Origin of the sequence: Leifsonia xyli subsp. cynodontis DSM 46306, assembly GCF_000470775.1 — a bacterium.
GTDB classification, from domain to species: domain Bacteria; phylum Actinomycetota; class Actinomycetes; order Actinomycetales; family Microbacteriaceae; genus Leifsonia; species Leifsonia cynodontis.
Map to the genome: position 1 here is coordinate 1,146,471 of NC_022438.1, position 17,505 is coordinate 1,163,975.

Sequence of the window (17,505 nt, forward strand, 5' to 3'; positions counted from 1 at the left end):
TCACCCCTTGCCGAGCCCGTAGATCCACAGCTGCCCGGTCATGGTCCCGCTCGTGTTCTGCGAGAGCGCGAATCCATCGTGCGACGCGGCGGTGAGGTACTTTCCCGAGATTTGAGCCGAGTACGGGTAGGACACGGCGGACGCGGCGATGGTCACGTTCGCGGCCAGAGCGGGACCGTAGAGAGTAACCTCGATGTCGGTCAACGTCTGCGTTCCCGCCTCGAGCTCGATAGCTCCAAGGGTGCCCGCGGTGGTGTTGACCACGCGGCCTGTCCCGGTGTCGTAGCCACGGACGGCTTGGTAGTTCGCCGCGGTCGCGTCGGCAGCGCCACCGGCCACCATTTGGAGTGCCGTGTTCGACGCCGCCGATTTGCCCGTGTTCGCGATAATCACCTTGTAGTTGGTAAACACTGACGTGAACACCCCGCTGATGACGAGCTTGGTGACACCCGAGTACGTGACAGCTCCGCGCGCGCTCACGCTCGCCGTTCCGCCCGTGGCGGCCACCGATGTCGGCGTAATGAGGGTGAGGCCCTGCTGCTGCGCCACGGCGGCCGACACCCAGCCGCCGCCGCTCCACACATAGTCGCCGTTGTTCGCGTTGTCGTTGTAGATGGTGGCGTGCTGACCAGCGGTCCCGGTCACCGTGCTCAGCAGGGCGTAGGTCGCAGCGATGATGTCAACGGGCGCGAATGTCGTTGGCGAGCGAAGGGTGAGTGTGCAGGCGGCGGCGCTGGCGGCGTTCGTCGGCACGGTGATGTCGGCGTAACGGAGATACCCGGCGGGTACAGCCGGCGCGACACCGGGCGCCCCGGCGGTCCCGGCGATGAGGGAGAACGACGCGCGCGCGTCGGCGTCGCCGTTCTCCGGGTTGTTCTGCTTCGCGACGATCAGGTCAATCCGGGAACCGGTCGCGGGTCCGGCGGCAGGGGTGAGCACGGTCTGGTCGATGGCGGAGACGAACGATGCCGCCGCGTTCGTCGGATCCGGCAATTGCAGCACAGCGGGCGCGATCGTGAACGCCATCGTCGACGCTGACTGGCTGACCGTCCCGCCCTGGACCAGTTGGGGGGTCGCACCGATGATGCCAGAGAGCGCCAGGCGGGCATCGATCGGTGCCGTGCCGGCACCACTGCTGGTGGGGGCGACGAACAGTCCACTGCGTGCGGTCACGGCTTACCTCCAGAGGTCGGCGATGGTGATCGCCGCGACACCAGCCGCGGCGGAGAAGAAGACAGAACTGGTGGACGTGACCGCGGAGAACTGGCGCGAGCTCAGCCTGGTGGTCCGGTCGACACCGCCGGTGAGGGTCGCGTAACCGGTTCTGTAGTCGATGGTCAACGTTTGGCCGGCGGGCACCGTGTCCGTGTAGGTGACCGTGTTCCCGTCGATGACGATCGAGAACCCCGACACCGGACCAGTCACCACCACATACGGGAACGCGGGGGTGTTCCCCGCGTTCGTGAGCGTGACCGCCCCCGAGGAGAGGTCCGTCACACCGAAGTCGAGGACGGTGGGCACCGCCTGGAACAGCGGGAACGTCATACCGGACGCGCTCGCACCCGACGCCGCGAGTTGCAGGATGCGGGGAGGCGACTGCCAGGCGGGGTCCGGGCATCGGAACTGCACCGCACCGCTGGCCGATCCGGCATACCATTCCAGGCCGAGAGGGAATGAACGCTTGGCGACCTTCGCAGGGATGCCCTGCGCGACCATGCCGGGCAGTTTCACCCACAACGGCCCCGCCGTCGCCTGCGGCGAAAGCACGCCCCGCAGCGCCGACAATGCGTCCGTGAGGGTCACAGCTGGGTGGCATGCACATTCATCGGCAGGGTCGGCGTCAGAACACCCGCGAAGTCCGGACCCGACCATGAACCATCCGCCCAGACACGCTGCTGGTCCATGGTCTTGATCGCGGCCATATCGAAGAAGTCACACCCCGGCGGAAGGTCATAGGCGGTGCCCGGCCTCATCAGGAAGCCGTTGAACTCGACCTGATAATCGGCGAGGGTGTTCACCGGCCCAGTCAGGTAGCCCATCGCAGCATCCACCCCAGTTCGTTCGCGATCTCCGCCGGCGACTGGTTCGCCTGCGCGATGAACGTGCCAATATGCATGCCGCCGGCGGACGGTTGGGTGCCATTCGGGAACACCTGCGCAGCAGTCGGGACGTACATAAGCTCGGGACCCTGCTCACCCACGACGGCGAGACCACCCTGCTGCACATATCCGCCGGTCGCGAGGTGCGGAAGGTGAACGTCGGGGATCTTCCCGATATGGATACCGACTGCCCCGCCAACCGAGTTCACCGCACCGGTGATCCCGTTGATCAGATGAATGACATTGTTGATACCGCCGGCGATCCAATCGGCGATGCCATTCCACACATTCTTCACAATCCCGAGCGCACCGTTCCAAATACCCGACCAGACATCCCCGATCCACTTGCCGAAACCGGAGATGCTGCCGGTGATCCAGCCGATGAAGCCATTCCACACCGTCGAGATGAAACCAGTGACCTGGCTCCAATGGGTGGCAAGCAGAACAACAACCGCGATCAGGGCGACGATGCCGGCGATGATCCAGGTGACAGGGGATGCCCAGATGGCGGTGTTCGCGGCGACCTGCGCGATCGTATAGACGACGACGGCCGCGGTGATCAAACCGATGGCAATCAGAACCGCGTTCATGGCGCCGGGGGTCTTGTTCAACCAGTTGACGACTTTCACGCCGGCGTCGGTCACGTGTTCGAGCGCGGGCATAAGCCCCTGCCCAACCTTCTCCTGAATGTCCTTGAACCCGGCGGCGAGGATCTTCGCCTTCCCGGCGGCGGTGCCGCCCATCGTCTCGGCGGCGCCCTCGACCTTGCCTTTGAGCCCCTCAACGACCTCAGCATAGTTGCCCGCTTTGGTCCCTGTGTCCTTGAAGGCGATGCCGACCTGCGCGAGCGCCCGCCCTTTGCCCAGCAGCGCCTTGCCCAGCGATTCCGCGGCGGACACCGTGTCGGTTCCGGTCTTGGAGGCATAGTCCGCGACCAGCGGCGTCAACTCTTCAAGCTGTTTCCCCGTTACCCCATACATGGCCAATTTCGATTGCGCCGTCGCGAGTTCATTGTGATCGTATCCGGTCTTCTCCTGGATCGTGTCGTTGAGTTCCTGCAGCTTCTCGATCGACACGTCGGCGATCGCGGGGAACTTCTTGTACGCCTCCTGCAGCTCAGGCTGGCTCTTCTGCGCCTCCTCATACGCCTCCACCGACTTCGACGCGAAATCCGTCGCCGCCATGGCCGCGCCAGCGAGGGCGAGGCCGCCGGCGACCTTCAACTTGTCGAGTTTGCCGTGGACACCCTCCAGCTTCGACTCGACCTTCTCCATCGCCTCGGAAACCTGCTCCTTACCGACGATGAGGAACTCAAGAACATTCGTCGACACGGTGTTCTCCTACATGGTTTTCATGGCTTCTTCACGGCGGTCGAGGTAGTCGCAGAGCGCGGTAAACTCGCCCATGCTGAGGAGATCGATCTCCCACGGTCGGATGTGCAGCACCTCAGCGAACCCGCCGAGATAGTGGGCACGCTTGCGCCCTAACCCTCCACCGCGGGCACCGTAGGGTTTTCCGGTGGCGTCCCGTCATCCTTTTCGAGGTCGATCTCAATGTCCGTGATGGCGCGGTCGTCGAAGTCGGAGAACGCGACGCCCGGGTGGTGGCGTTTCCACGTCACCCAGATCAGCGCCTGGATCGACGTCAGCGACTTTGACTTGATCGCCTCGGCGAACTCCTTACCGGTGACCTTCTCGATCGCGCGCCCCTCAGCGAACGTGAGCTTGTCGACGTCGATGACGGACTGCTCGCCGTCGACGGCGACCTTGATGATGTTGGCCATTTACCCTTTTCCAATCGTCTCGAGGTATGCGGAGAGTTCGTTATCCACGGTGGCTTTAATGGCTGATGCTTCGGCGTTGATCGTGTCCGAGAAGAACCCGGGTGCGATCTGCTGCTCGTACCAGTAGTTCCGATTCCCATACAGTGGGTGCCGCAGTCGGCCCCGGTCGATCGCTTCGAGGTCATGGCCGCGTTTGCTGTCGCGGATGATGACCTGCTGGCGGTCGGTGCGGAAGTCGGTGATCAGAGCGGGCATGACGCCCGCCCATTTCGCCAGACCACCCTTCTGTGGGAGGCGTTCTCGGGCGGCGTCGCGGATCTTTCGCCGTGTCGGTTTGGTCGCGTTCGTCAACGCCTTCCGCAGCTCTTTCCGGACACCCCCGGTGCGGGCTGTGCGCAGCTTGTCGACCTCCTTGCCGAAGTCACCGCGGAGCATGGCCACATCGAGCACCCCGGGCATGAGCGCCTCCTACAGGGTGGTGTCGGCGGACTGGGTGAAGATCGTCGGCAGGTTGGCGCCGTCGAACAGGGCGGTGAACGGGAACGACCCGGACACCACATCCGGCCCTTGCAGCGTCGGCGTGTCCCCATCGAGGAAGCACTGCGGCAGCGTGATGCGGAACGTGTCGAAGTTGCCCGAGGCGCCGATCTGCAGCCCGTCTGCCTCAAGTACCAAGGAGAACGGCGCGTCGGACGCGAACCGGTCCGCCCAGATCGTCTTGTCGATGAAGTCCGCTTCGATGGTGCCGGTGATCTTTGTCATCGCGTTCAACAGTGGCTGCGCCTTCAACCCCTGGCCGCCGAGATAGTAGCGGGCGGCATTCTGGGGGCGCTCGATCTTGATCGTGACCTTCTTCACACCGGACACGGCCACCTCGGACCCGAACATACCGACCTTGACACTGGTGTCGGTGCCGACGAACGGGCGCATGGTGGTGACGTACGACGCCGCGGCGAGGGTCTGGCTCTCGATGACATCTTGTGTGTCGAGAGTGAAGGTGGAGGTGACTTCTTTGCCGGGCTCGAACGTGAACGTGGCGTCGGTGACTTTCGCGCCGAGGAAGGTGTACGGGCGCACCGTCCCGGTCGCATCCGGGATGCCCGCCTGCACGGTCAGGGATTTGTCCACCGTGTCCGCGAGGGCATGCGTCTGCGTGTACGCCGCAGTCGAGCCGACCTGAATCGGGGTGACGGTGGTTCCCATCAGTGCCTGCAGCAGTAATCCCATGCCCCGGTTGGTGACATCGAGGTCGAAGGTGCCCTTACCGCCGCGGGTGGTGACGACACGGCCCGCGCCGAGGTCCATCAACCGGCCAGCGCCCAGCCAGGACTGCCCGATCGTGTTCTTCACCTTCGTCAGCTGCGCCTTCGAGATGGGAAGGAACCTGGTCGGCGTCTGAAAGGTGCCGTACGTGCCTTCGGGGGCGATACCGACCTGCCCCGCAAGTCCGGTTCCGGTGCTCATCATTTACCGCCCTTCTTCGCCACGGAGGCGGTCTCCTGGGATGCGCCGCGGGCGACGATCTCCCACACCTCGTACTGTCCGTCGTATCCGTCGACCCGCTCATCGGGCACGTCGGCAACCTCGTCCACATCGATGACCCGGTTCAGCTCCGGCACATTCCGAGGTTCACCAGACACATTTCTCACCTGCCCCATGCTGGGCCTCCTTAGCTGATTCGGGACCTGACGGTCACATCGAACGGGAGGAACGCGATCGCGCCGTTCTCGTCCTGTAGTTGATGCAGGGACATACTGGTGACCCCTTGCACATAGAGCACCCCGCTCACGCCGTAGCTGGGATTGTCCTGGATCGCTGTGGTAACCGTGCCGAGCATGTTGAACACGCTGTCGCGGGCGGTCTTGGCAACGCCGTCACCGTTCCAGGACACGGCCACGCAATGCACGACGACCGTCTCGTCGCGGACCGCATGCCCCAGCCATGGCCACGACTGCTGCGATGTCGCCGATTCGGTGATCGAGTCGCCATCCGGGTCAGCGACGCCGACGAGGACATAATCGGTGAGGGTGTTATCGGTGACACCGGTCCCGTCGAACACATTCGAGTCCCCGAGCGCCGTCCCGAACGATGCGATCAACGCGTCGATGACGACGGGGATCGTTGAGGCAGTCATGCGATCCCCGGGGTCCGATAGGACGCGGCGATCTCCTCGACACGATGCGGCCACGCATACACGAGCTGTGGGGACCACACCCGGTATTGACACTCGGCCGGCGCCGGTGGCATTGTCATAGCTCTCCATAGATACACCGATTTTCTTTGAAAACGAGGTTATTCTTAATGAACGTTCAAAAGATGATGCGAGGACGTCGAGCTCATTCGGTGCGTGTCGGTATGGTCTCGGCCGTGATGGCCGCGATCCTGGCGGTGGGGCTCGGTGGTTCTTTGTCCGCCGCGGCGGCGGAGCCGGACAGGGGCGGTGGCGATCCCACCCAAGACCACGCTGGTAGCACGCTCGCTCGCGATGTAAGCTCCCAAGAGTTGCGGCAACGACCGCGGCCAATTCCGCCTTTGGATTATGTGCGTGGCGATGATGTGAGCGGCTGGCAGACCGACGTCAACTGGAGCGATGCGGCGTCGAAGGGTGCCCGTTTCGTTTACATCAAAGCGACCGAGGACGACGACTACGTGAGCTCCCAGTACGAGAAGCAGTGGAAGGGAGCCCAAAATGCCGGGTTTTATCGCGGGTCGTACCACTTCGGACGGCCGTTCTGGTCGGACGGCACTTCGCAGGCGAAGCACTTTATGAACACCATCCACAACTGGGAGCCCACTCAGCGTATCCTGCCTCCCATGCTTGACCTGGAGCACCGTTGCGACGACCTGACGAAGCCGTGGGCAATCAAGAAATGTAAGGCGATGACCCCGGCGGACATCGTCAAGTGGATACACGATTTTGTCTCCGTGGTGGAGAAGAGGACGGGTGGTGTGAAGCCGGTCATCTACACCAACCCGTCCTGGTGGAAGGAGTACACTGGCAACACCACGGACTTCGCCTCCTACCCGCTGTTCATCGCCAACTGGGTCTCGGACGTATCGGACGGCCCCGGCGCATTGCCCGGTGGGTGGAAACACTGGACGCTGTGGCAGCACTGGGACAACACGAGCCCCTACGCGGGCCCAGGCGGCCTCCTGCCCGGGGACCAGGACTTCTTCCACGGCACCAAGCTGGCGCTCAAGCGATTCTCCAATAACGTTCATTAGGTGGCCATCTCTTCCAGCATTGTCAAGCCCGGTGTCCACTGATCACAGTCAGCGCCACGAGCCTCCTCTCGGAGGAGACACTGGAATTGCACTTGGTCGGCCGATGAAACCGGCCCACCAAGTCTGAATTCCAGCAAATGGCCTGCATACCTCTTCAAGGTGTGCAGGCCATTTGGGTTTCGTGTCCGCCATGGAACCTCTGCGATCGGGGCAGTGTCGTCACGCGCGTAACGCCAAGAACATAGCGCCCATCGCTCAGCTGGCGCACTACAGGCGGTCGTCGCATGACGGAGCGCCCCTACGCATCCCCGCCTACTGACCAACGACCATCAACGCGGACAACGACCGGCCAACTCTTCTTACATGCCCTGATCAACAAGATTCCCGCCAACCACGCCGTCACCGAAATGGGATTCCCCGCTGGTTGGAACACCCCAGAGATTTGGTCGTGAATCGCGCCACTGTGAGACAGACCCTCCCCATTGCTGAGGCCAGCGCAGAACACAAAACCTGCCACGTTCTGGGCGCTTCTACTCATCGCCATCTGCTTCACAATGAAGCTCGACCCCGTCTACCTGCGCCTGGACCCCTTGATCGGCGGACATAACTACCTCACGCTGGTCTCCAACCTCGTGCTCCTGGCAGGGATCTTCGTCCTCACGAGCGGGATCGCCCGCGCCGTCGCAGAAGAGACCACAACCCCAACGTGGATCGTCATCTGCATGATCCTCTCGGGCGTCATCCTTACCGTTCTATTCCTCCTGCTCACTCCGCAACCAACAACGACAACGTTCAACATCAGTTACCGAAACCAGCCGCTCACGCTCGTCCATACCTCGTTTCTGGCCCTGGTCATGGCACTCGCGTTCTCAGGAACCGCTATCGTCTGTCTCCGCGAGTTCTCCTCGCTCACCGCCCTCACGTCCCGCATCGGTGTCGCGTTCATCGTTGCCGGATGTGTCTCGGTCGTCGTCTTGACCGTATCGACCTTCTTCCTCAACTTCGGGATGTTCTTCAACGCATCCAGTGCCGTGAAATTCGGAAACATCGTGTATAACTTCACGCGCCCGCTGTCCATCGTCCTTCTCGCCATCGGTATGGCGCTCCCGCCTGCTGCCGCCTGGCCCTCTAACCAAAATGCTGACCGTGTGATCCACCGCAACATCGAATCACTCAAGCCCATCCATGAACGGCTCGAAACTGCCCCGATCCCCGACGACGCAACCTCGCGTCAAAGACTCACTCGCATGATCGTGGACATCAACGACAAAATCCTTCGCCACGGGCAAGAAGCAGTCCTGCAAAACGAATCCCCCAGAGTCCTCGAACAGGCCGAAACCGCCCTTCTCACCCAAACCCGTCACACCGCCTACCCCCACAACACCAAGGACTCTTGAGGTGGCGGGCACCATCACCTCCTACGATACGGTGGCGGGCAGGCGTTACCGTGTGCGGTATCGGAAGCCCGACAAGTCGCAGACCGACAAACGCGGCTTCCGCACGAAAAAGGAGGCCGAGCTGTTCCTTGCCTCGGTCACCGTCTCCAAAGCCACAGGCGACTACATTGACCCGGCGCTGGCTCGAGTCACGGTCGCGGATCTCGCTGAGACGTGGCTGGCTGGGAAGCGACCGCCGACACTGAAGCCGTCATCCTTCAAGCCTCTCCTCACGTCGTGGAACGTCCATGTAGAGCCGACGTGGGGACACCGCGAGATCCGCTCGATTCTCCCTTCGGAGGTTCAGGGATGGGTCACACGGCTCGGTCAGCCCGTCATCTCCGGTGGTGGAGATAAGTCCGCCACGGTTGTGCTGCGCGCACTCGGAGTGCTGGCCGGCATTCTCGATATGGCCATCGCCGACCGCCGCATCTCTCGGAACCCGGCCAGGTCTCTCACGAACCTTCCACGGAAGTCCCGGAAGGTCGGCCGCGCCTACCTCACCCACGACCAGTTGCAGACCCTTGCCGAGAAGTCCGCCCATCCGGCGCTCGTGCTCACGCTCGGCTATTGTGGCCTCTGCTGGGGCGAAGCGACCGCTCTTCGGGTCCGTAACGTCAACCAGCTACGTCGCCGCCTACACATCGAGGAGAATGCTGTGCTCGTCGGCTCGGATATCCACGTAGGCACTCCGAAGACGTGGGAGCAGCGCTCCGTCCCGTTTCCGGCCTTCCTCTCGCCCATGCTCGCTGAACTCTGTCAGGGCAAGGGGCCAAATGATCTCGTCTTCGGAAAGGGGCGCACCCACATGAAGCGCGGGGACTATATTACTGGCTGGTTCGCGACGGCCGTGAGACGTGTTCAAAGCCTCGATGAGACGATGCCGCGGGTCACCCCTCACGATCTGCGGCACACAGCCGCATCCTTCGCCGTCAGCGCCGGAGCGAACGTGAAAGCGGTCCAAAAGATGCTTGGCCACGCATCCGCGTCGATGACACTGGACACCTACACGGACCTCTTCGACGACGACCTCGACTCAGTATCGAACCGGATGGAGAAGGCAGTGCGTCTAGCGAGTGTGGGCAAAACGTGGGCAAAGCGCCTCGCTTAGCATTCACCAATGCCTCTTCCCCCTGGAAATAACGCAGTGAAAAGGTTCGCTTCATCGGTTCCCACGGAGGGCCTCTGACCCTCGCGGGTAGACTCGGAGGCCGACCAGACCGAAAGAACCTTCGCCCATGCGCCTCGTCTTCGCCGGCACACCCGCCGCCGCCGTCCCCTCCCTGACCGCTCTCGCCGCCCGCTTCGAGGTCGCGGCCGCGATCACCCGGGAGGACGCTCCGCTCGGACGCAAGCGCATCCTGACCCCCTCTCCGGTCGCTGTCGCGGCCGAGGAGTTGGGACTTCCGGTGATCCACGCCAACCGGCTCCGCGAGGAGGCGACCGAGCGGGTCCGCGCGCTGCGGCCCGATCTCGGCGTCGTGGTCGCCTACGGCGGGCTTGTCCGCGAGCCCCTTCTCTCGCTGCCGCGCCGGGGCTGGGTGAACCTGCACTTCTCGCTGCTGCCGCGCTGGCGCGGTGCCGCTCCGGTGCAGCACGCGCTGATCGCGGGCGATCGCGAGACCGGGGCGGCGGTCTTCCAGCTGGTTCCCGAACTGGATGCCGGCGATGTGTTCGGCGAACTGCGCCGTCCCATCCGCCCCGACGAGACGGCGGGCGAGCTGCTCGAGGATCTCGCGCGCTCGGGCGCCCGGCTGCTGGCTGACACCGTCGCCGCGCTGGCGGATGGCACCGCCGTGGCGACCCCGCAGTCCGGAGAGCCTGTTCCGGCGCCCAAACTCGGGATCGCGGACGCGAAGCTCGATCTCACGCGCCCGGCCGATGAGGTCTATGCGCGTTTCCGCGGGGTGACCCCGGAACCGGGCGCGTGGGCTCTGCTCGACGGCGAGCGGTTCAAGATCCACTCGGTGCGCCCGACGGCCGCCGGTGTGCTCCCGCCCGGAGCGGTCCTGGCCGACGGCAGACGCATCCTGGCCGGCACCGGGAGCCGCCCGCTCGAACTCGTGACCGTGCAGCCCGCCGGCAAACGAGTCATGGCTGCCGCCGACTGGTGGCGGGGCGCCGGGGGAGAGGCGGCGCTCTCGTGAGCGGCGGCTCCTCCTCCGCCCAGCGCTCGCACGCCCAGCCCGCGCGCCGGGTCGCGCTCGACGTCATCCTCGCCGTCCGCGAGTCGGACGCCTACGCGAACCTGCTTCTCCCCGGGCGCATCGCCCGCGCCGGGCTCTCGGCCGCCGACGCGGCGCTGGCGACCGAGCTGACCTACGGGACGTTGCGCATGCAGGGATACTACGACCGGGTGATCGCTCGGGCGGCGGGCCGTCCGGTCGAGCGCATCGACCCGCCGGTCCTCGATGTCCTCCGTCTCGGCGCGCACCAGCTGCTCTCGACCCGCGTCGCTCCGCACGCGGCCGTCAACGAGTCCGTCGCGCTGGCCCGGCAGGTCGGCAGCCGCAGCGCCACCGGCTTTGTCAACGGTGTCCTCCGCGAGATCGGCCGGCACGCCCCCGCGCAGTGGCGGCGGCTCGTCCTCGCTGGTGCGAAGAGCGAGGACGATCGGCTTGCCGCTTCCACCTCGCATCCTGTCTGGATCGTCCGCGCGCTGCGTCGTGCGCTGGAGGCCGAGGGCCGCGGCGACGAGCTCGAAGCGCTGCTCGATGCCGACAACGCGGCGCCGCGCGTCAACCTGATCGCACTCCCCGGACTCGCGGACGCTCCCGGGGACGCCCGGCCCGACCGCTTCTCCCCGCCCGGTTTCACGACCGGCGGCGGCGATCCGCAGCGGCTCGTGGCCGAGACCGGGGGCCGCGTCCGCGTGCAGGACGAGGGCTCCCAGCTCGCCGCGCTCGCCCTCACCCGCTCGCGCCCGATCGCGCCGGGGGAGCGCTGGCTCGACCTCTGCGCCGGGCCGGGGGGCAAGGCGGCGCTGCTCGCCGCCGAAGCCCTGGCCGGCGGCGCCACCCTTGTCGCCAACGAACTGGTCCCGGCGCGGGCGGAGCTGGTGCGCCGCGCTCTCGCCGCTGTGCCGCTCGATGTCCCGGTCTGGGAGCGCGACGGCCTTACGATCGGTGAGACGGAGCCCGCGGCATTCGACCGCATCCTCCTCGACGCCCCCTGCACCGGTCTCGGCGCCCTTCGCCGCCGCCCCGAAGCGCGCTGGCGGAAGACCCCGCGCGATGTGGCCCAGCTAGCGGATCTGCAGGCTGGTCTCCTCGATTCGGCGGTTGCCGCGCTCAAACCGGGCGGGCTGCTGGCTTATGTCACCTGCTCGCCGCACATCGCCGAGACCCGCAGCGTCGTCACGGACGCGCTGCGCCGCCACGAGGGGGCGCTGCGGCCGGCGCGCACGGCGGAAGCGGTGCAGGCGTTCGCGAGGGAGCCGCTCGACCTCGCCGGGGACCCCGCTCTCGTGCAGCTGTGGCCGCACCGGCAGCTGACGGACGCGATGTTCATCGCGCTGCTGACGAAGGCGGAAGCGGGCTGAGTCCGAGCCGGGGCCCGGTGCGGGCGCGGCGCACGCTCGCATCGGGGGAAGCGCCGATGCCCGAGACGCTGTGGTGTACGCGAAGCGGGCGGGAGCCGATCGCCCGGCGTTCCTCCCCTCCCGTAGGCTGAGCCTATGGCAGCGCGTATCAACCCGAGCATCCTGGCGGCGGATTTCGTGAACCTGGAGCGCGACCTCGGCCGCATCGCGTCGGCCGATCTTGTCCATGTCGATGTGATGGACAGCCATTTCGTGCCGAACCTGACCTTCGGCCCGCAGATGGTGGGGCGCATCCAGGAGGTCAGCAGCATCCCCCTCGACGTGCATCTGATGATCGACGACCCCGATCGCTGGGCGCCCGGCTATGCGGAGCTCGGAGCCCACTCGGTCACCTTCCACGCGGAGGCGGCGGCCGACCCGGTCGCGCTCGCGCGGCGGCTACGGGCCCTCGGCGCCCGCGCCGGCATCGCGCTCAAGCCTGGCACCGCGGTCGATGGCTATCTGGATCGTCTGCCCGAGTTCGACCAGGTGCTGGTCATGACGGTGGAGCCCGGCTTCGGCGGGCAGCCGTTCATGCCGGAGACGATGCCGAAGCTGCGCCGTTTGCGGGAGACCGTGGAAGCCCGCGGGTTGGAGGTGTGGCTCGAAGTCGACGGCGGCATCACCGAGGAGACGATCGCTGTCGCCGCCGAAGCCGGCGCGGACACCTTCGTCGCCGGCTCCTCGGTCTTCCGCGGGGAGCCCGCGGAGCGGATCGAAGCGCTGCGCGCGGCCGTGCGCGGGCACAGTACGCTGTAACGGTGAAAACCTTCGACGACCTCTTCGCCGAACTCAGCGAGAAGGCCGCGACCCGACCGGAGGGCTCCGGGACGGTGCGCGAGCTGGACGCGGGTGTGCATGCCATCGGAAAGAAGATCGTGGAGGAGGCAGCCGAGGTATGGATGGCCGCCGAGCATGAGAGCGACGAGGCTTTCGCCGAGGAGGCTGCGCAGCTGCTCTACCACCTGCAGGTGATGATGCTCGCGAAGGGACTGACCCTGGCCGATGTGTACCGACATCTGTGATGCGCTCTCGCGTCCCTTCGTCCGTCACCTCACGAAAGCCCTGAACCTATGCTCAAGATCGCTGTCCCCAACAAGGGGTCCCTCTCCGAGACCGCGGCGCAGATGCTGCACGAGGCCGGCTATGCCGGTCGCCGCGACCCCAAGGAGCTGATCGTCTCCGACGCCCGTAACGGCGTCGAGTTCTTCTACCTGCGCCCCCGCGACATCGCCACCTACGTCGGCTCGGGGGCCTTGGACGTCGGCATCACAGGGCGGGACCTCCTGCTCGACTCCGGCTCGGCGGCCGCGGAGATCGCCGCGCTCGGCTTCGCCGCTTCCACCTTCCGCTTCGCCGGGCCGTCCGGGCAGTACGCCGCCCTCGCCGCCCTCGACGGCAAGCGCGTGGCCACAAGCTATCCCGGTCTTGTGGGGCAGTTCCTCGCGGGCGAAGGCGTCGACGCCGCCCTCATCAAGCTGGACGGCGCCGTCGAGTCCGCGGTCCGCCTCGGTGTCGCCGACGCCGTCGCCGACGTGGTCGAGACCGGCTCAACGCTGCGCAAGCAGGGGCTGGAGATCTTCGGCCCGGTGATCCTGGAGTCGGAGGCCGTGCTCATCTCCTCGCCCTCGCCGGCGGCGGGAGCCGGAACGCTGCTGCGCCGCCTGCAGGGGGTGATGGTCGCACGCCAGTACGTGCTGGTGGACTACAACCTCCCGGTCTCTCTGCTGGAGGAGGCCGTCGCGCTCACGCCGGGGGTGGAGTCGCCGACGGTCTCGCCGCTGGGGGAGCCGGACTGGGTGGCCGTCCGCGTCATGATCAGAAGCGATCAGACCAATCAGGTCATGGATGCGCTCTACGAGCTCGGCGCGCGCGCCATCCTCGTCACCTCCATTCACGCCGCGAGGATCTGATGGGCGTCGCCGTGCGGGTCATCCCGTGTCTGGACGTCGCGGCCGGACGAGTGGTGAAAGGCGTTAACTTCCAGAACCTGCGCGACCAGGGCGATCCCGTCGAGCTCGCCCGCCGCTATGCGGATCAGGGCGCCGACGAGCTGACCTTCCTGGACGTGACGGCGACGGTGGACGACCGCTCCACCACCTACGACGTGGTGCGCGCGACCGCCGGACAGGTTTTCATCCCTTTGACTGTCGGGGGCGGCGTGCGCAGCGCGGAGGATGTCGCGCGGCTGCTCGGCAGCGGTGCGGACAAGGTGGGCGTCAACTCCGCGGCGATCGCCCGGCCCGGGCTGGTCGCCGAGATCGCCGACCGCTTCGGCGCTCAGGTGCTGTTGCTCTCCCTCGATGTCAAGCGTTCGGCGGCAACGGACTCCGGCTTCGCCGTCACGACCCACGGCGGCCGCACCGAGACCGGCCTCGACGCGCTGGAGTGGGCGGTGCGCGCGATCGAACTGGGTGCGGGAGAGCTGCTCGTCAACTCGATCGACGCCGATGGCACGAAGGAGGGCTTCGACCTGGAGCTCATCCGCGAGATGCGCGCCCTCAGCACCGTGCCGGTGATCGCCTCGGGCGGTGCGGGGAGAACCGCCGATTTCCCTCCAGCCCTTCACGCCGGGGCGGACGCTGTGCTCGCCGCGAGCGTGTTCCACTCCGGTGAGCTGACGATCGGCGATGTGAAGACAGCACTGGCCACGGCCGGAATGGAGGTCCGCCCATGACCGGGCTCGATGAGGCGCTGACGCGCATCCGCTTCACCGACGCCGGGCTCGTTCCGGCGATCGTGCAGCAGTGGGACACCCGCGACGTGCTCATGATGGGGTGGATGGACGCCGAGGCCTTCCGCCGCACGATGACCGAGGGACGTGTGACGTTCTGGTCGCGCTTCCGCCAGGAGTACTGGCGCAAGGGCGACAGCTCTGGGAACATTCAGTTCGTCCGGGGCGTTGCGCTCGACTGCGACGGCGACACGCTGCTGGTGACGGTCGATCAGGTCGGCGCTGCGTGCCACACCGGAACGTACACCTGTTTCGATGCCGACCCGCTCGCGCCAGTGCTCGGCGAGCGTCCCGAATCCGCCGCCGGCGGGCGGTGAGCGGCCAGGAGGTCGCGGCACACACGACAACACGACACGGAGGAGCTGTGATCGCCACATCCAGCGGCACTACCAGCCGCGAGAAGTTCGACGCACTGACCGGCGCACACCGGGTGATCCCCATCGTGCGCGAACTGTTCGCCGACGGGGAGACGCCGGTCGGCATCTACCGCAAGCTCGCCGCCGGCCGCCCGGGCACCTTCCTGCTGGAATCCGCCGAGCAGGGCGGCATCTGGTCGCAATTCTCGTTCGTCGGGGCTGCCTCGTTCGGCGTCCTGACCCAGGAGGGGGAGGAGGTCCGCTGGCTCGACTACGGCCTCTCCGCCGAGCGCGCCCTCGGCCCCGACGCATCCGGCCGTCCGCTCGACGCCCTCGCGGCTCTGCACCGGCGCTGGCAGTCGCCGCGCATCCCCGGCCTGCCCCCGCTCAGCGGGGGTCTCGTGGGCTTCATCGGCTGGGAGGCGATCCGCCAGATCGAGCGGCTGCCCGACCAGCCCCCGGCGGACTACGACATCCCGGGCCAGGCCCTCGCCTTCGTGGCCGACCTTGTGGCGATCGACCACCGCTCCGGCACGGTGTTGCTGATCGCGAACGTGCTGGCCGACGGTGTGGACGACCCCGACGCGCTCTGGGCGGATGGGCAGTCCCGGCTCGATCGGATGCAGGGCGAGCTGGCGCAGCCGGCGGAGGCGTGGCTCGCCGAGATGGATCCCGCTGTGCCCGCGCATCCCCCCGTCTCGCGCACGGCCAAGCCTGACTTCCTCGCGGCGGTCGAGACCGCCAAGGAGAGGATCGTCGCCGGGGACATCTTCCAAGTGGTCATCTCGCAGCGCTTCGAGCTGGCGTGCGAGGCCGGCGCCCTCGACGTCTACCGTGTGCTCCGGGCGCTCAACCCCAGCCCGTACATGTACCTGCTGGCTCTGGAACGGCCCGACGGCGGTGTGTACGAGATCGTCGGATCGTCCCCGGAGGCGCTGGTCAAGGTGCGCGAGGGACGCGCGTTCACGCACCCCATCGCCGGTTCCCGCCCGCGCGGGGCCACGCCGGAGGAGGATCTCGACCTCGAGGCGTCCCTCCTCGCCGACGACAAGGAGCGCGCCGAGCACCTCATGCTCGTCGATCTGGCCCGTAACGACCTGCTCAAGGTCTGCGCGGCCGGCAGCGTCGAGGTGACGGAGTTCATGCGCGTCGAGCGGTTCAGCCACATCATGCACATCGTCTCCTCCGTCGAAGGCGATCTCCTGCCGGACGCCAGCGCGCTCGACGTCTTCCGCGCCACCTTCCCGGCGGGGACCCTCTCCGGCGCGCCCAAGCCGATGGCCCTGCGGATCATCGACGAGCTGGAGCCCGCGCAGCGCGGTGTCTATGGGGGAGTGGTCGGCTATTTCGACTTCGCCGCCGACGCCGATCTCGCGATCGCGATCCGCACGGCGACGATCATGGACGGTGTGGCGCGCGTGCAGGCCGGCGGCGGGCTGGTCGCCGACTCCGTTCCGGAGTCGGAGTTCGAGGAGTCGCAGAACAAAGCGGCCGCGCCGCTGCGGGCGGTGGCCGTCGCCAACGCCCTGAGACGGGTGCAGGGTGCGGACTGAGAACCGCCGGGTCAAGCACCTGACGCTCCTCGCCCTCGTAGCGGGGGGCGCGCTCGCGCTGCTCTCCGCGACGCAGATCTGGTTCAGCGTCCGGTTGACGGACACGGCCGACCACCACGGTGTCGTGACCGTCGCTGGCTCGGCCGCGGCTCCCGCGCTCACGGCGCTCTCGTTCGCTGGACTTGCTCTGACCGCTGCGCTCGCGATCGCGGGGCCGGCGTTCCGCATCGTCCTCTCCTTGCTCGGCATCCTCCTCGGCGGCTCGATCGTCTTCTCCTCCCTGTCGGCGCTGGGCGACTTGGCGCGTGCGGTCGGGCCGGCCATCACCGCTGCGACCGGGATTGCCGGGGAGGCGTCCGTACGCGCGCTCGTGGACGGCCTCGACGCCCTGTTCTGGCCGTGGCTCGCCGTCGCCGGGGGCGTCCTGATCGCTCTGGCGAGCGCGACCGCGATCGTGTCCCTTCGGGTGTGGCCGGGTCCGTCGCGCAAATACCAGACCCGCTTCGCGGGCGAGGACGGCCGCCCGGCCGAGGACGTGCTCGCCGAGGAGGCGGCCCGAGTGCAGGAGGCTGGGGACCCCGCCCCCGGCGCCGAAGCGGCTCTCCCCGCCGAGCCGGCGATCCTGGATCGCGACACCGCGATCGACAGCTGGGACGAGCTGAGCCGCGGCGACGACCCGACGCGCTGATGACCACGCGCTGACGACCACGCGCTGACCACCCACTAGACTGGGCAGCGA

Annotated in this window: 21 protein-coding genes; 12 read left to right on the forward strand and 9 right to left on the reverse strand. The window is 66.8% G+C overall.

Annotation, left to right across the window (positions count from 1 at the left end):
* From O159_RS13200 to O159_RS05475, 9 genes are all read right to left on the reverse strand, one after another.
* Positions 1-1,173 carry a hypothetical protein gene (locus tag O159_RS13200; RefSeq protein WP_021754745.1) on the reverse strand — a complete coding sequence of 391 codons (1,173 nt, stop codon included), beginning with the start codon at positions 1,171-1,173 and terminating at the stop codon, positions 1-3.
* 3 nt (positions 1,174-1,176) lie between these two features.
* A complete protein-coding gene (locus O159_RS05445; RefSeq protein WP_021756002.1) occupies positions 1,177-1,803 on the reverse strand; it encodes a phage tail family protein in 627 nt (208 codons plus the stop codon).
* Positions 1,800-2,039 carry a hypothetical protein gene (locus O159_RS05450; protein WP_043993548.1) on the reverse strand — a complete coding sequence of 80 codons (240 nt, stop codon included), beginning with the start codon at positions 2,037-2,039 and terminating at the stop codon, positions 1,800-1,802. Before O159_RS05450 ends, O159_RS05445 begins: the two co-directional genes overlap by 4 nt.
* Positions 2,027-3,430: a phage tail tape measure protein gene (locus O159_RS13205; RefSeq protein WP_021754746.1), complete on the reverse strand. Its 1,404-nt coding sequence runs from the start codon at positions 3,428-3,430 to the stop codon at positions 2,027-2,029. Before O159_RS13205 ends, O159_RS05450 begins: the two co-directional genes overlap by 13 nt.
* Before the next feature lie 152 nt (positions 3,431-3,582).
* Positions 3,583-3,882 carry a hypothetical protein gene (locus O159_RS05460; protein WP_021754747.1) on the reverse strand — a complete coding sequence of 100 codons (300 nt, stop codon included), beginning with the start codon at positions 3,880-3,882 and terminating at the stop codon, positions 3,583-3,585.
* Positions 3,883-4,341 (reverse strand): hypothetical protein, encoded by a 459-nt coding sequence (locus O159_RS05465; RefSeq protein ID WP_021754748.1) that lies wholly within the window; start codon positions 4,339-4,341, stop codon positions 3,883-3,885. It abuts the gene before it with no gap.
* A gap of 9 nt (positions 4,342-4,350) precedes the next feature.
* Complete coding sequence (locus O159_RS05470) at positions 4,351-5,349, reverse strand: phage tail tube protein (protein ID WP_144267575.1); 999 nt, start codon at positions 5,347-5,349, stop codon at positions 4,351-4,353.
* Complete coding sequence (locus tag O159_RS14985) at positions 5,346-5,522, reverse strand: hypothetical protein (RefSeq protein WP_169725666.1); 177 nt, start codon at positions 5,520-5,522, stop codon at positions 5,346-5,348. The genes O159_RS05470 and O159_RS14985 overlap by 4 nt, the downstream gene beginning before the upstream one ends.
* Positions 5,523-5,551: 29 nt before the next feature.
* On the reverse strand, positions 5,552-6,016 hold the full coding sequence (locus tag O159_RS05475) for a hypothetical protein (RefSeq protein WP_021754750.1): 465 nt from the start codon (positions 6,014-6,016) through the stop codon (positions 5,552-5,554).
* A gap of 407 nt (positions 6,017-6,423) precedes the next feature.
* Here O159_RS05475 and O159_RS05480 point away from each other — a divergent pair, with 407 nt between their 5' ends.
* From O159_RS05480 to O159_RS05535, 12 genes are all read left to right on the forward strand, one after another.
* Positions 6,424-7,107, forward strand: a complete 684-nt coding sequence (locus O159_RS05480) for a GH25 family lysozyme (protein ID WP_236609559.1) — start codon at positions 6,424-6,426, stop codon at positions 7,105-7,107.
* Between the two features lie 554 nt (positions 7,108-7,661).
* Positions 7,662-8,504, forward strand: a complete 843-nt coding sequence (locus O159_RS05485; protein WP_021754408.1) for a hypothetical protein — start codon at positions 7,662-7,664, stop codon at positions 8,502-8,504.
* A gap of 1 nt (position 8,505) precedes the next feature.
* On the forward strand, positions 8,506-9,654 hold the full coding sequence (locus O159_RS05490) for a site-specific integrase (RefSeq protein WP_021754410.1): 1,149 nt from the start codon (positions 8,506-8,508) through the stop codon (positions 9,652-9,654).
* Between the two features lie 127 nt (positions 9,655-9,781).
* Positions 9,782-10,690, forward strand: a complete 909-nt coding sequence (gene fmt / locus O159_RS05495; protein ID WP_021754751.1) for a methionyl-tRNA formyltransferase — start codon at positions 9,782-9,784, stop codon at positions 10,688-10,690.
* The gene (locus O159_RS05500) at positions 10,687-12,084 is read left to right on the forward strand and encodes an RsmB/NOP family class I SAM-dependent RNA methyltransferase (protein ID WP_043994062.1); all 1,398 of its coding nucleotides are present in this window, start codon (positions 10,687-10,689) and stop codon (positions 12,082-12,084) included. The genes fmt and O159_RS05500 overlap by 4 nt, the downstream gene beginning before the upstream one ends.
* Positions 12,085-12,219: 135 nt before the next feature.
* Positions 12,220-12,882 (forward strand): ribulose-phosphate 3-epimerase, encoded by a 663-nt coding sequence (gene rpe, locus O159_RS05505; RefSeq protein WP_021754753.1) that lies wholly within the window; start codon positions 12,220-12,222, stop codon positions 12,880-12,882.
* 2 nt (positions 12,883-12,884) lie between these two features.
* Entirely contained in the window at positions 12,885-13,148 is a 264-nt protein-coding gene (locus O159_RS05510) for a phosphoribosyl-ATP diphosphatase (protein WP_021754754.1), read from the forward strand.
* A 48-nt stretch (positions 13,149-13,196) separates the two neighbouring features.
* Positions 13,197-14,036: an ATP phosphoribosyltransferase gene (gene hisG / locus O159_RS05515; protein ID WP_021754755.1), complete on the forward strand. Its 840-nt coding sequence runs from the start codon at positions 13,197-13,199 to the stop codon at positions 14,034-14,036.
* On the forward strand, positions 14,036-14,800 hold the full coding sequence (gene hisF / locus O159_RS05520) for an imidazole glycerol phosphate synthase subunit HisF (RefSeq protein ID WP_021754756.1): 765 nt from the start codon (positions 14,036-14,038) through the stop codon (positions 14,798-14,800). Before hisG ends, hisF begins: the two co-directional genes overlap by 1 nt.
* Positions 14,797-15,174: a phosphoribosyl-AMP cyclohydrolase gene (gene hisI / locus O159_RS05525; protein WP_021754757.1), complete on the forward strand. Its 378-nt coding sequence runs from the start codon at positions 14,797-14,799 to the stop codon at positions 15,172-15,174. Before hisF ends, hisI begins: the two co-directional genes overlap by 4 nt.
* A 47-nt stretch (positions 15,175-15,221) precedes the next feature.
* A complete protein-coding gene (locus tag O159_RS05530; RefSeq protein ID WP_021754758.1) occupies positions 15,222-16,766 on the forward strand; it encodes an anthranilate synthase component I in 1,545 nt (514 codons plus the stop codon).
* A complete protein-coding gene (locus tag O159_RS05535) occupies positions 16,756-17,454 on the forward strand; it encodes a Trp biosynthesis-associated membrane protein (protein WP_021754759.1) in 699 nt (232 codons plus the stop codon). The genes O159_RS05530 and O159_RS05535 overlap by 11 nt, the downstream gene beginning before the upstream one ends.
* Positions 17,455-17,505 lie beyond the last annotated feature (51 nt).

Excerpts from the sequence above, each read along its gene's own strand:
- O159_RS05450 (WP_043993548.1), bottom strand. The coding sequence starts at position 2,039 with ATGGGCTACCTGACTGGGCCGGTGAACACCCTCGCCGATTATCAGGTC.
- O159_RS05460 (WP_021754747.1), bottom strand. The coding sequence starts at position 3,882 with ATGGCCAACATCATCAAGGTCGCCGTCGACGGCGAGCAGTCCGTCATC.
- O159_RS05465 (WP_021754748.1), bottom strand. The coding sequence starts at position 4,341 with ATGCCCGGGGTGCTCGATGTGGCCATGCTCCGCGGTGACTTCGGCAAG.
- O159_RS05470 (WP_144267575.1), bottom strand. The coding sequence starts at position 5,349 with ATGATGAGCACCGGAACCGGACTTGCGGGGCAGGTCGGTATCGCCCCC.
- O159_RS05475 (WP_021754750.1), bottom strand. The coding sequence starts at position 6,016 with ATGACTGCCTCAACGATCCCCGTCGTCATCGACGCGTTGATCGCATCG.
- O159_RS05485 (WP_021754408.1), top strand. The coding sequence starts at position 7,662 with ATGAAGCTCGACCCCGTCTACCTGCGCCTGGACCCCTTGATCGGCGGA.
- fmt (WP_021754751.1), top strand. The coding sequence starts at position 9,782 with ATGCGCCTCGTCTTCGCCGGCACACCCGCCGCCGCCGTCCCCTCCCTG.
- rpe (WP_021754753.1), top strand. The coding sequence starts at position 12,220 with ATGGCAGCGCGTATCAACCCGAGCATCCTGGCGGCGGATTTCGTGAAC.
- hisG (WP_021754755.1), top strand. The coding sequence starts at position 13,197 with ATGCTCAAGATCGCTGTCCCCAACAAGGGGTCCCTCTCCGAGACCGCG.
- hisF (WP_021754756.1), top strand. The coding sequence starts at position 14,036 with ATGGGCGTCGCCGTGCGGGTCATCCCGTGTCTGGACGTCGCGGCCGGA.
- hisI (WP_021754757.1), top strand. The coding sequence starts at position 14,797 with ATGACCGGGCTCGATGAGGCGCTGACGCGCATCCGCTTCACCGACGCC.